Here is a 12432-nt window from a genome sequence, read left to right on the forward strand (position 1 = left end):
GCCAGGTCACTCCACGAAGAGTCCGCGGGCAGCCGCGTTCGCGTCGAACTCCTCCAGCCGGGCCTGGGCGTCCGGCAGGTCGTCGCAGACCGCCTCCAGCAGCACCCGCCCGAGCAGCATGGGCGCGCACGCGGTGTCGAAGGCGAGCCCGGTGCCGACGGCGGCGGGCAGCAGCAGGTCGGAGTACCTGGCTACGGGCGCGAAGGCGGAGTCGGCGACCGTGACGACGGTCAGGCCCGCCTCCTTGGCGTAGGCGAGGGTGTCGACGACCTCGCGCGGATGCCGGGGCAGCGCGAAGCACAGCAGGGCGGAGGCGCCCGCGCGGACGGCCGCGTCGATGCGGTCGTGGATCATCGTGCCGCCCTCGTTGAGCAGCCGGACGTCCGGGTGGACCTTGGCGGCGAAGTACGCGAAGCCGTACGCCTGGGAGGCGGCGGCGCGCAGCCCGAGCACGGGCAGCGGGCGGGAGGCGGCCAGGACCCGGCCGGCCCGCTGGACCGGGCGGGGGTCGGCGAGCAGCTCCGCGAGGTGCTTCAGGTTCTCGATCTCGGCCTCGACGGCCTGCTGGTACTCGTTGTACGAGCCCGCCTCCGCGGCCGGTTCGGCGGGCACGACCTCGCGCAGGTGCTTGCGCAGCGCGGGGTAGCCGTCGAAGCCGAGGGCGACCGCGAATCGGGTCACCGAGGGCTGGCTGACCCCGGCCAGCTCGGCCAGCTCCACGCTGGACAGGAAGGGCACGTCGGCGGCCCGCCGCACCATGCTGTGCGCGATGCGGCGCTGGGTGGGCGTGAGCCGGTGCCCCTCGAAGAGCGCCTGCAGCCGGGTGGCCGGGCTGTCCGTCACAGCGGACGTCACCCCGGACGGCACCCCGGACGTCACGCCGGCCGTTGCCTCCGACGGCACACCGGACGTCACGCCGGTACTCCTGTCCACGCTCATGCCGTGCTCCCCCTCCAGATGTCCGTGAACCGGTCGAGCAGATGGGCCGCAGCCGTCACGTCGTCCGTGAGCGGCCGGTCGGCCTGGTCGTCGTCGAGGACCGACTCGGCGAGCGCGAACGCCTGTCCGGCCGCGAGCCCCGGGTCGGGCCTCAGGTCGCGCTGGCGCAGCGCCCGGACGGCGGCGACGAGTTCGCAGCCGACCACCAGACGGTACGCACCGCACGCGCGCAGGGTCTGCCGCGCGGCGAGCGAGGCGAAACTCGCCTGTTCCTCGACGCCCCGGGAGAGTACAGCGTGCCCGAGCGACGCGGGGGCGGAGAAGGCCCGCAGATCGCCGAGGGCCGCTCCGGCCGCGTACTCCAGGATCATCACGCCGGAGGAGGCCGGCTCGTGGTCGGCCAGGAAGGGGCGCAGCCGGGTGTAGGCGGGCTCGTTGAGCGTGGACAGGCGGGACGTGGACAGCCGGGCCACCTGGGTCAGGGCGAGCCTGAAGTGATCCAGGGCGAGGGCGAGTTGGGCCTGGTAGAAGCCGCCGTGGTGGTAGGCGGCCAGGTCCTCGGGGGCGATCAGCGGGTTCTCGGCGGCCGCGTTGATCTCCACGGTCAGGACCTGCTCCAGGGCGTCGGCCGCGTCGTGCGCGGGGCCGTGGATCTGGGGCAGGCAGCGGAAGCCGTACGGGTCCTGGATCCGGCCCAGCGGTGGGGTCGGCCGGTCGGCGGCGCCGATCAGCTCGCGCATCCGCCGGGCCACCTCGGCGCTGCCGCGGTGCGGGCGGGCGGCGTGCACGGGGGCGGCGTAGGCCTCGTGGGAGCCGTCGACGGCCAGCAGGGACAGGGCCGCGACGACCTGGGTGGCGCCGATCAGCCCGCTCAGCTCGTGCAGGGCGAGCGCGGACTGGCCGAGGGTGAGGGCGTTGCTGCTGATCAGGGCGAGGGCGTCGTTGTTGTCGAGCGGCTGCGGCTCGGGCGCGCCCGCACCCCGCCACGCGTGCTCCCCGGCCAGCGCGAGACCCACCTGGGCCAGCGCCGCGATGTCGCCGGTGCCGACGGAGCCGAACTCGTTGACGACCGGATACGCGCCCGTCTCCAGCGCCTCGCACAGGGCCGTGATCACGCGGGGCCGCAGCCCGGCACCGCCTGCCAGCAGCTGGTTGGCCCGGACGGCGAGCATCGCGCGCACCTGCCGGGCGGGGAGTTCCTCGCCTATCGCGCCGGCGTGGCTGCGCAGCAGACGCAGCCCGTGTCCGGCGGCGGCCTCGGTGGGCACGTCCTCGTTCCGGTTGGCGCCCACGCCGGTGGAGCGGCCGTACACACGACCGGTGGCCGCGATCTGCCGGGCGGCGTTCCAGGACTCCTCCGCCCGCCGCAGCGCGTCGGCCGCAGGCACCGGCCGCGCCACCCCGTCGGCGAGCCGGACGACGCCCTCGACGCCGAGTCCGCCGCCGTCGAGGACCACTGCTGCGGACCGTATGGACTCCGGCGCGTCCATAATGCGAGACGACATCACGCCCAAACTCCCCTCAATCCGGACATCCGATCTTGCTCTGCGGTCATTGGTTACCTCGGATTAACACCGGACCATTGACAACCTATTCAGACACCAAGAACTCTGCATGACGTTATACAGCCGGGCAAGGGACATCTCATGATCCAGTTCGACGCGGTCCACAAGCGCTTCCCCAACGGCACGACAGCAGTCCACGATCTCTCCCTCCGGATGCCGGAGGGCGGCATCACCGTCCTGGTCGGATCCTCCGGTTGCGGCAAGACGACCACCCTGCGGATGATCAACCGGATGGTCGAGCCGACCTCCGGCACCATCCGCGTCGGCGGCAAGGACGTCACGCGGCAGGACGCGGCGGAGCTGCGCCGCTCCATCGGCTACGTCATCCAGCAGGCCGGACTCTTCCCGCACCGCACGGTGCTCGACAACATCGCCACCGTCCCGCTGCTGCTCGGCTGGAACCGCAGGAAGGCCCGGGCCCGCGCCGCCGAGCTGCTGGAGACCGTCGGCCTCGCCGCCGACGCCGGCAAGCGGTACCCGCACCAGCTCTCCGGCGGCCAGCAGCAGCGCGTCGGCGTCGCCCGCGCCCTGGCCGCCGACCCGCCCGTCCTGCTCATGGACGAGCCCTTCGGCGCGGTCGACCCGGTCGTGCGCACCCAGCTCCAGGACGAACTGCTCAGGCTCCAGAAGGAGTTGAGCAAGACCATCGTCTTCGTCACGCACGACGTCGACGAGGCCGTACGGCTCGGCGACCGGATCGCGATCTTCCGCACCGGCGGCCACCTGGTCCAGTGCGCCCCGCCCGCCGAACTCCTGGCCCGCCCCGCCGACGACTTCGTGGCCGACTTCCTCGGCGCGGAGCGCGGACTGAAGCTGCTGTCGCTGAAGACCCTCGCGGACGTCCCGCAGGGCCCGGCGCCGGAAGGCGGCACCTGGACCCTCGTACGCGACGCCCAGGGCAAGCCCCTGCACTGGGCCTCGAAGGACGCCGAACTCCCCGTACGCCCGCTCAGGGACTCCGACTCCCTGCTGTCGGCCCTCAACGAGTCGGTCGCCTCCCCCACCGGCCTGGTCGCCCGCGTCGACGGCGACGGCGTCCTCACCGGCGTCTCCTCCCGGGACGACATCCACCAGCACGCGGGCCGGGCCCACACCGAAGCGCGGGTGGCGGCATGACCATCGACTGGTCGTGGATAGGCGACCACACCGACGACCTCACCACCCTCACGATCTCCCACCTCCAAGCCGCGCTGACCGCCGTCTTCCTCGGCCTGCTGATCTCCCTCCCGCTCGCGGTGGTCGCCCACCGGATCCGCCCCCTGCGCGGCTTCCTGCTCGGCGCCTCGAACGTCCTGTTCACCATCCCGTCGATCGCGATCTTCGTGCTCCTGCTGCCGGTGAGCGGCCTGACCCGCACCACCACCGTGACCGGCCTGACGGTCTACACGCTGGTCGTCCTGCTGCGGAACACGGTCGAGGGCCTGGACTCCGTCCCCGTGAAGGTGAAGGAGGCCGCGAAGGCGATGGGCACACGCCCCCTGCGCACCCTGCTCACCGTGGAGATCCCGCTCGCCCTGCCCGTGATCATGGCGGGCGTCCGCATCGCCACGGTCATGTCGATCTCCCTCGTGTCCGTCGCGACCTACATCGGCGACGGCGGCCTCGGCCAGCTCTTCACCGACGGCTTCCAGCGCAACTTCCCGACCCCGGTGATCGCCGGAGTGGTCCTCACCCTCCTGCTCGCCGTCGTCGCGGACGCGGCCCTGGTCGCCCTCCAGTACGTCCTCACCCCGTGGAAGAGGCGGCGAGCCTGAGATGTTCGAACTCCTCAAGAACCTCGGCCACTGGCTGGTCAGCGGCTCGCAGTGGTCCGGCTCCGACGGCATCGCCCACCGGCTCGCCGAACACCTCCAGTACTCCCTGCTGGCCACGGTCATCGCGGCCGCCATCGGCCTTCCGCTCGGCCTGCTGATCGGCCACACCGGCAAGGGCGCGTTCGTCGCGATCAACCTCGCCTCCTTCGGCCGCGCGCTGCCGACCGTCGGCCTGGTCGTGCTGGTCTTCCTGGCCGGCGGCCTGTCGATGCTGCCGGTGTACGTCGCGCTGGTCGCCCTCGCGGTCCCCGCGATCGTCACCAACACCTACGCCGGCATGACCGCCGTGGACCCGGACGTGAAGGACGCGGCGCGCGGGCAGGGCATGCGCGGCCACCAGGTCCTGTTCCAGGTCGAGCTGCCGCTGGCGCTCCCCCTGATCATGACCGGCCTGCGGCTGGCCCTGATCCAGGTCGTCGCCACGGCGACCATCGCCGCGTACGTCTCCTTCGGCGGCCTCGGCCGCTACGTCTTCGACGGCCTCGCCCAGCGCGACCTCGTCCAGGTGCTCGGCGGCGCGGTACTGGTCGCCTTGGTCGCCGTGGTCCTCGACGTGGCCCTGGCCGGCCTCCAGCGCTTCCTCTTCCGCCACCGCACCGCCTAGGGAACCCGAAATGAATCGTCGTACCGTCCTCGGCGGCCTGTTCGCGGTCGCCTCCGTCCCCGCCCTCTCCGCCTGCGCGAGTGGCATCACCTCCCTCGACGGCTCGGGTGCCTCCTCGGGCGGCGGTGGCTCCAGCAAGGGCGGAGTCACCATCGGCACCGCCAACTTCACCGAGAACCAGATCCTCGGCTACCTCTACGCGGCCGTCCTCACCGCGGCCGGCGTGAAGACCAAGGTCCGCCCCAACCTCGGCACCCGGGAGATCGTCATCCCCGCCCTCAGGAGCGGCGACATCGACCTCCTCCCCGAGTACCAGGGCGCCCTCCTCAACTACCTCGACCCAAAGGCCACGCCGACCGAGCAGGGCGCCATGCAGAACGCCCTCACCCTCGCCCTGCCGGCCGGCCTCCAGGTGCTGCCGTACGGCATGGCCGAGGACTCGGACGCCTTCGTCGTCACCCGCGAGACGGCACAGAGGTACGGCCTCGCCTCGCTCGCCGACCTGCGGAAGCAGAACGGGAAGCTGGTCATCGGAGCCGCGCCCGAGGTGAAGAAGCGCCAGGTCGGCGCGGTCGGACTGAAGGAGGTGTACGGCGTGGACTTCAAGGAGTTCAAGTCGCTGGACTCCGACGGGCCACTGGTCAAGGGCGCCCTGAAGAAGGGGGACGTCGACGTGGCAAACCTCTTCACCACCGACACCGACATCAAGGCCAACGACTGGGTGGTGCTGTCCGACCCCGAGCACCTGATCCCCAGCCAGCACATCGTCCCGCTCATCGCCGACCGCAAGGCCGACGACACCGTCCGCAAGGCCCTGGCCCGGCTCGGCAACGTCCTGACCACCGCCCAGCTCACCGAGCTGAACCGCCAGGTGGACAAGGACAAGAAGGACCCGGAGGACGTGGCGAACACGTACGCGCAGCAGCACGGGCTGGTGAAGTAACGGTCCTTCCGCGGCCGCCATCAAGGGGCGGTATCGCCGTGGCGATGATCTGACGACGAATCGGCCAAGTGTCGTTAAACCGACACTCAGGGTGATCGGACGGGTGCTTACGGTGAACGTGCGCTACTGGCACGACACCTGAGGAAGCGTCATGGCCTCCAACCGCAGGGCCTTCCTGACGGCCACCGCCGTCACCGCCCTGACCGCCGCCCCGGCGACGGCCGCCCCCGGTCCCCGTCCCCACCCCGCGCGCGCGGCGCACACCGCGCGCACCGCCCTCGACGAACTCCTCGCGGGAAACCGGCGCTATGCCGCCGGACACCCCCGCCATCCGCACGACAGCCCCGGCCGGCGGCACCTGCTGGCCGCGGCACAGCACCCGTTCGCGGTGATCGTCGGCTGCATCGACTCCCGGGTGCCGCCGGAGCTGGTCTTCGACCAGGGACTCGGCGACCTGCTGTGCATAAGGACCGCCGGCCAGGTGCTGGACGAGGCCGTGCTCGGCTCCATCCAGTACGGCGTCCAGGAGCTGGACGTCCCGCTGGTGCTGGTGCTCGGGCACGAGCGCTGCGGGGCCGTCGCCGCCACGCTGGACCATCTGCGCACGGGCACGCCGGTGCCGGGCCATCTGGAACTGCTGGTGGACGAGATCGTCCCCGCCGCCCGGCGCACCCGGGCGCTGCCCGGTGACTGGGCCGAGCACACCATGCGCGCCCACACCGCCTGGGTCCGGGACGCGATCCGCGCCGACCCGGCGTTCGGCTCCGCCGAGGTGGAGGCCGCGCGCTTCGATCTCGACTCGGGGCATGTCAGCTTGCTGCCCTGAGCCCCTTTCAAACGCCCCCGGCGCTGTCCGCTGTGCCCACCCTCCCCCACTCTCGGCTTCGCTCGAGCGGGGGGACCCCCATCGCCCTGCGAAACGACTGCCCACAACAGTGGCGGCCTCTACCCCTCTGCGAAACGCGCCCCCATGAACCAGCCCCTCGCCCTCACCCGGGCCCTCTCCGTCCTGCCCTCCCCCGCCGACCTCCGTTCCATGACCCGTGCCCCGCGCCGCGACCTGCTGTGCGGGCTGACCGTCGCCGTCGTCGCCCTGCCGCTGGCCCTCGGCTTCGGCGTCACCTCCGGACTCGGGGCCGCCGCCGGGCTGACCACGGCGGTCGTCGCCGGTGCGCTGGCCGCGCTGTTCGGCGGCAGCGCCCGCCAGGTCAGCGGCCCGACCGGTGCCATGACCGTCGTCCTCGTGCCGATCGTGCACCGGTACGGCGCCGACGGTGTCCTCACCGTCGGCCTGATGGCGGGCGTCCTGCTGCTGCTCCTCGCCTTCGCCCGGGCGGGCGCGGCGATGGCGTACGTCCCCGCGCCCGTGATCGCCGGTTTCACCCTCGGCATCGCCTGTGTGATCGCCCTCCAGCAGGTGCCCGCCGCACTCGGCGTACCCACGCCGCACGGCGAGCAGGTCGCCGTCGTGGCGGCGAGGGCGGCCGAGGAGTTCGGCGGCGCCCCGCACTGGCCGGCGCTGCTGCTCGCGGCCGGTGCGGCGGCGATCGTGCTGGCCGGCGCCCGCTGGCGGCCGACCGTGCCCTTCTCCCTCGTCGCGGTGGCCGCGGTCACCGTCGCGGCCGAGGCCCTGCACCTGTCCGTCACCCGCATCGGCGCCCTCCCCGCGTCCCTGCCCGCGCCCTCCCTCTCCTTCCTGGACCTCTCCCGCCTCCCCTCCCTGCTCGCCCCGGCCGCCGCGGTGGCCGCGCTGGCCGCCCTGGAGTCCCTGCTGTCGGCGTCGGTCGCCGACGGAATGCGGCCCGGCGAGCGGCACGACCCGTCCAAGGAACTGTTCGGGCAGGGCATCGCCAACCTCGCGGTCCCGCTGTTCGGCGGGGTCCCGGCGACCGGCGCCATCGCCCGCACGGCGGTCAACGTCCGCACCGGCGCCGCGTCCCGGCTGGCCGCGCTCGCGCACGCGGTGATCCTCGCCGGGATCGTCGCGGTCGCCGCCCCGCTGGTGGGCCGTATCCCGCTGGCCGCCCTGGCCGGGGTGCTGCTGGCGACGGCCGTACGCATGGTGGAGCGGGACGCGGTACGGGCGATGGCGCGGGCCACCCGCGGCGACGCGCTGGTGCTGGTCCTCACCGCGGGCGCCACGCTCGCCCTGGACCTGGTGCGGGCGGTGCTGATCGGCCTCGGCGTCTCGGTGCTGCTGGCGCTGCGCGCGGCGATGCGCGGCACCCGGCTCACCCCGGCCGCCGCCGACGAACTGCCGGGCGAGGCGGGCACGGTGACCTACCGGTTCGACGGCCCGCTGCTGTTCGCCGCCGCCCACCGCTTCCGGTGCGGGCTCGCCGACATGCACGACGGGGTCTCGGCGGTCGACCTGCGGCTGTCCGGTCTCACGGCGGTGGACGCGACCGGCGCGCTGGCGCTGAAGGAGGCGGTCGCCGAGCTGCGCGGGCGGGGCGTCGACGTCCGGATCAGCGGGGTGGACCTGGACCACCGCAGGGTGCTGGAGTCCTGCGGGGTCCTCACGGCCGCCGGCACCGGCGCGAAGAGGGGGGTTGTCCCCAGTGCGGCGGGCATGACCGCTCCCTAGGGTGGAGCGCATGAGCGCACTGGACGCACGGGACGTCGACCTCAAGAAGGACCTGGACGCCACCGTCCGGGCACGCCGGGAACTGGGCGAGGAGTACGACTCGGCACTCGTCGAGTCCTTCCTGGAGAAGGTCGACCAGCGGATCGACGACGTGGTGGACCGCCGGGTGCGCCGGCACCTGGCCGAGCAGCGGATGGCGGACGCGCGCGGTGCCCGGCGGCCGAAGGGCGCCGGCTCCTGGGCCGAGCGCTACGGCTTCGCCGTCGTCTCCCTGGTGCTGGCGATCCCGCTGTCCGCGATCGGCGGCGCCTTCGCGGGCATGTCCGGGGTGGTGGCCACCTGGGTCGGCATCGTCGGCGTCAACGCGGCCCAGGCGGTACGGGCCAACCCGGAGATCCTCACCGGGCGCCGGGCCTCCCGGGAGGACTGAGGTTTCACGCCTGCCGCGTCGGCAGCACCATGATCTGGCGCAGGTTGACGTGCCGGGGGCGGCTGGTGGCGTAGGCGACGACGTCCGCGACCTCCGCGGCCGACAGGCTCCCGACCGCGTCGAGCATGCCGTCCAGCTGCCCCGACAGCTCGGAGCTGTCGATGTGTGCCTTCAGCTCGGTCTCCGTGAGCCCCGGCTCGACGTTGGTGACCCGCACGTCCCGCGGCCCGAACTCGGAGCGCAGGGACTGCGAGAGGTAGGTGACGGCGGCCTTCGTGGCCCCGTACACCGCGTAGTTGGGGAAGGTGACGTGGGCGCCGATGGACGACACGTTCACCAGGTCGGCGGTGCGGCCCTCGGCGGCCGCGGCCACCAGGTCGGCGGTGAAGGCGCGGATGACCCGCAGCACGCCGGTCACGTTGGTGTCGAGCATGCGCTGCCACTCGTCGAGCCGGCCGTCGTCGACGGGGTTCGGCAGCATCACACCGGCGTTGTTGACGACCAGGTCGACGGGACCGTAGGCCACGTGGACCAGGTCCCGGGCGGCCTCGACCGACGCGTCGTCGGTGACGTCGGCGGCCACCACCAGCGCCTCGCCGCCCTCGGCCCGGATCTTCCCGGCGACGGTCTCCAGCCGGTCCGCGCGCCGGGCGAACAGCGCCACCCGGGCGCCCTGCGCGGCCAGTTGGCGCGCGACGGCCTCGCCGATGCCGCTGGCGGCCCCGGTGACGACGGCGGTACGGCCGGACAGGTTCTCGTACGACATGGGTGTTCCCCCTGGTGAGTGCCGGGGCTTCTCCCCGGCGGCCGACACCACCCTCGCCCGGTCCGGCGGCCGTACCCAGGGATGCGCTTTTCCTGGGTCTGCCAGTACCAGGTTGGGGGACCGCCGCCGGGCCTACGATCGAGCCCATGAACGGGGACTGGAACGAAGGAGAAGTGGGCGACTTCCTGCGCTCGCGCCGTGCCCGCATCCGGCCCGAGGAGGTGGGGCTGCCCGCGCACGGGCGGCGCCGCGTACCGGGCCTGCGCCGCGAGGAGGTCGCACAGCTCGCGGGTGTGAGCGTGGACTACTACATCCGCCTGGAGCAGGGCCGGGGCCCGAGCGTCTCGGACGCCGTGCTGGACGCGATCGCGCGGGTGCTGCGGCTGGACGGGACCGAGCACGCCTATCTGCGCACGGTGGCCCGCCCGCGCCGGCAGCGGACGAAGCGGCCGAGCACGCCCCAAGTGCGCCCCGGCATCCAGACGCTGCTGGACGGCATGGAACGCAGCCCGGCCTTCGTGCTGGGCCGCCGGATGGACGTGCTGGCGTGGAACGCGCTCGGCGACGCGGTCAACGGCTTCAGCCGCCGGGCACCGGGCGAGCGGAACGTCCCCCGCCAGGTCTTCTTCGACCCCGCGGCCCGGGAGCTGTACCCCGAGTGGGCCGCGGTGGCCGCCCAGACCGTGGCGAACCTGCGCCTCGGCGCGGGCCGTTACGCCGACGACCCCGAGCTGTGCGCGCTGGTCGGCGAACTCTCCCTGAAGAGCGAGGACTTCCGCCGCCTGTGGGCGGACCACCAGGTCAAGGAGTGCGCGTACGGCGTGAAGAAGGTGCTCCACCCGGTGGCGGGCCTGCTGACCCTCCCGTACGAGACCCTGACGGTCCCGGACGACCCGGACCAGACGATCGTGGTGTACACACCGGAACCGGGTTCGGAGACGGCGGAACGCCTGGCCCTGCTGGGCAGTTGGGAGACGAGCACCGCCCGCTGAAAGAGATAGCGCGGGGACCGCCGCACCCCCGTTACCGGGGGGCGGGACGACGGCGGTCCCCGCGAGGGACGCGGGCCGGGTCAGGGCCTGGCTTGCGCGTCCTAGGCGTCCATGGAGGTCCGGGAGCCGCTCCGGAGGTCCTTGGCGCCGTTCGGCGTCGGCCGGGGCGGGGAGCCGCTCCCGCCCTGCCGACACCCACTAATCTGCCTGACCCGTGTTAAGCGGGTGCTGCGCGCACGTGACACGCTCGTACCACTTCCGGAACGGCTGGATCGGCCGAGGTCACCGCAAGTTCGCCGCCGCCACGGGCAGTTCACCGCAGGTTTGCTACTTGTTCCCGCCCTTGGCCAGGAAGGCCAGCAGGTCCTGCCGGCTGACCACTCCGGTCGGCTTGCCCTCGACCAGGACGATCGCCGCGTCCGCCGAACCCAGCACCGACATCAGGTCGCCGACCGGCTCGCCGGAGCCGACCTGGGGCAGCGGGGAGCACATGTGCTTCTCCAGCGGGTCGTCCAGCGAGGCCCGCTTGTTGAACAGGGCGTCCAGCAGCTCCCGCTCCACGACCGACCCGACGACCTCGGCGGCCATCACGTCCGGGTGACCGGCGCCCGGCTTGACGACCGGCATCTGCGAGACGCCGTACTCGCGCAGCACCTCGATGGCCTGACCGACCGTCTCCTCCGGGTGCATGTGCACCAGGGACGGGATGGAGCCGCCCTCCTTGTCGTTGAGGACGTCGGCGACGCGGGCGCTGGGGCCCTCGTCCTCCAGGAAGCCGTAGTCGGCCATCCACTCGTCGTTGAAGATCTTGCTGAGGTAGCCGCGCCCGCTGTCGGGCAGCAGCACGACGACGACGTCGTCCGGGCCCAGCCGCTCGGCGACCTCCAGCGCGGCCACGACGGCCATGCCGCAGGAGCCGCCCACCAGCAGGCCCTCCTCCTTGGCAAGGCGCCGGGTCATCTGGAAGGAGTCCTTGTCGGACACGGCGACGATCTCGTCGGCCACGGTCCGGTCGTAGGCGGTGGGCCAGAAGTCCTCGCCCACGCCCTCGACGAGGTACGGGCGCCCGGAGCCGCCGGAGTACACGGACCCCTCCGGGTCGGCGCCGATGACCTTCACCTTGCCGTCGCTGGCGTCCTTCAGGTAGCGGCCGGTGCCGGAGATGGTGCCGCCGGTGCCCACGCCCGCCACGAAGTGGGTGATCTTCCCCTCGGTCTGCTCCCACAGCTCGGGGCCGGTCGAGTGATAGTGCGAGAGCGGGTTGTTGGGGTTGGAGTACTGGTCGGGCTTCCAGGCGCCGGGGGTCTCGCGCACCAGCCGGTCGGAGACGTTGTAGTAGGAGTCCGGGTGCTCAGGAGCCACGGCGGTCGGGCAGACCACGACCTCCGCCCCGTACGCCCGCAGCACGTTGATCTTGTCGGTGCTCACCTTGTCGGGGCACACGAAGATGCACTTGTAGCCCTTCTGCTGGGCCACGATGGCGAGACCGACGCCGGTGTTGCCGCTGGTCGGCTCCACAATGGTCCCGCCCGGCTTGAGCTCGCCGCTCTGCTCGGCCGCCTCGATCATGCGCAGGGCGATGCGGTCCTTCACGGAGCCGCCCGGGTTGAAGTACTCCACCTTGGCCAGGACGGTGGCCTGGATGCCCTTGGTCACGCTGTTGAGCTTCACCAGCGGGGTGTTGCCGACGAGGCTGATCATCGAGTCGTGGAATTGCACCGTTGTCTCCGGTTGCTTGCAAAAAGAGTGGTCGTAGTGGTTCCGCCAGCCTAAGGCCCCTGAGTGGCGTGGG

General features: G+C 72.6%; 12 protein-coding genes. 8 read left to right on the plus strand and 4 right to left on the minus strand.

The window, feature by feature from the left end; genetic code table 11:
* Positions 1-6: 6 nt before the first annotated feature.
* Both BEK98_RS12730 and BEK98_RS12735 read right to left on the minus strand, forming a co-directional pair.
* Entirely contained in the window at positions 7-939 is a 933-nt protein-coding gene (locus tag BEK98_RS12730) for a MurR/RpiR family transcriptional regulator (RefSeq protein WP_244201849.1), read from the minus strand.
* On the minus strand, positions 936-2444 hold the full coding sequence (locus tag BEK98_RS12735; protein ID WP_094216589.1) for an aromatic amino acid ammonia-lyase: 1509 nt from the start codon (positions 2442-2444) through the stop codon (positions 936-938). The genes BEK98_RS12730 and BEK98_RS12735 overlap by 4 nt, the downstream gene beginning before the upstream one ends.
* A gap of 141 nt (positions 2445-2585) precedes the next feature.
* Between BEK98_RS12735 and BEK98_RS12740 the strand changes: the two genes are divergently transcribed.
* The 7 genes from BEK98_RS12740 (at position 2586) to BEK98_RS12770 (ending at position 8882) form a co-directional block, all read left to right on the plus strand.
* The gene (locus BEK98_RS12740; RefSeq protein WP_094216590.1) at positions 2586-3620 is read left to right on the plus strand and encodes an ABC transporter ATP-binding protein; all 1035 of its coding nucleotides are present in this window, start codon (positions 2586-2588) and stop codon (positions 3618-3620) included.
* Complete coding sequence (locus tag BEK98_RS12745) at positions 3617-4258, plus strand: ABC transporter permease (RefSeq protein WP_094216591.1); 642 nt, start codon at positions 3617-3619, stop codon at positions 4256-4258. The genes BEK98_RS12740 and BEK98_RS12745 overlap by 4 nt, the downstream gene beginning before the upstream one ends.
* Before the next feature lies 1 nt (position 4259).
* Positions 4260-4922, plus strand: coding sequence for an ABC transporter permease (locus BEK98_RS12750; RefSeq protein ID WP_094216592.1), 663 nt, complete (start codon positions 4260-4262; stop codon positions 4920-4922).
* 10 nt (positions 4923-4932) lie between these two features.
* Positions 4933-5865, plus strand: a complete 933-nt coding sequence (locus BEK98_RS12755) for an ABC transporter substrate-binding protein (protein ID WP_094216593.1) — start codon at positions 4933-4935, stop codon at positions 5863-5865.
* A gap of 151 nt (positions 5866-6016) precedes the next feature.
* On the plus strand, positions 6017-6691 hold the full coding sequence (locus BEK98_RS12760) for a carbonic anhydrase (protein WP_094216594.1): 675 nt from the start codon (positions 6017-6019) through the stop codon (positions 6689-6691).
* Between the two features lie 144 nt (positions 6692-6835).
* Positions 6836-8452, plus strand: coding sequence for a SulP family inorganic anion transporter (locus BEK98_RS12765; RefSeq protein WP_094216595.1), 1617 nt, complete (start codon positions 6836-6838; stop codon positions 8450-8452).
* 10 nt (positions 8453-8462) lie between these two features.
* Complete coding sequence (locus BEK98_RS12770; RefSeq protein ID WP_094216639.1) at positions 8463-8882, plus strand: hypothetical protein; 420 nt, start codon at positions 8463-8465, stop codon at positions 8880-8882.
* Between the two features lie 4 nt (positions 8883-8886).
* On the opposite strand, the gene BEK98_RS12775 is transcribed toward BEK98_RS12770, so the two are convergent.
* Positions 8887-9648 carry an SDR family oxidoreductase gene (locus tag BEK98_RS12775; RefSeq protein ID WP_094216596.1) on the minus strand — a complete coding sequence of 254 codons (762 nt, stop codon included), beginning with the start codon at positions 9646-9648 and terminating at the stop codon, positions 8887-8889.
* A 146-nt stretch (positions 9649-9794) separates the two neighbouring features.
* Here BEK98_RS12775 and BEK98_RS12780 point away from each other — a divergent pair, with 146 nt between their 5' ends.
* Positions 9795-10640, plus strand: coding sequence for a helix-turn-helix transcriptional regulator (locus tag BEK98_RS12780; RefSeq protein ID WP_094216597.1), 846 nt, complete (start codon positions 9795-9797; stop codon positions 10638-10640).
* 327 nt (positions 10641-10967) lie between these two features.
* Here BEK98_RS12780 and BEK98_RS12785 read toward each other — a convergent pair whose 3' ends face one another.
* Positions 10968-12359: a cystathionine beta-synthase gene (locus BEK98_RS12785; RefSeq protein ID WP_094216598.1), complete on the minus strand. Its 1392-nt coding sequence runs from the start codon at positions 12357-12359 to the stop codon at positions 10968-10970.
* Positions 12360-12432: the final 73 nt, after the last annotated feature.

The sequence above is a fragment of the Streptomyces diastatochromogenes genome, assembly GCF_002242805.1.
Classification (GTDB): Bacteria; Actinomycetota; Actinomycetes; order Streptomycetales; family Streptomycetaceae; genus Streptomyces; species Streptomyces diastatochromogenes.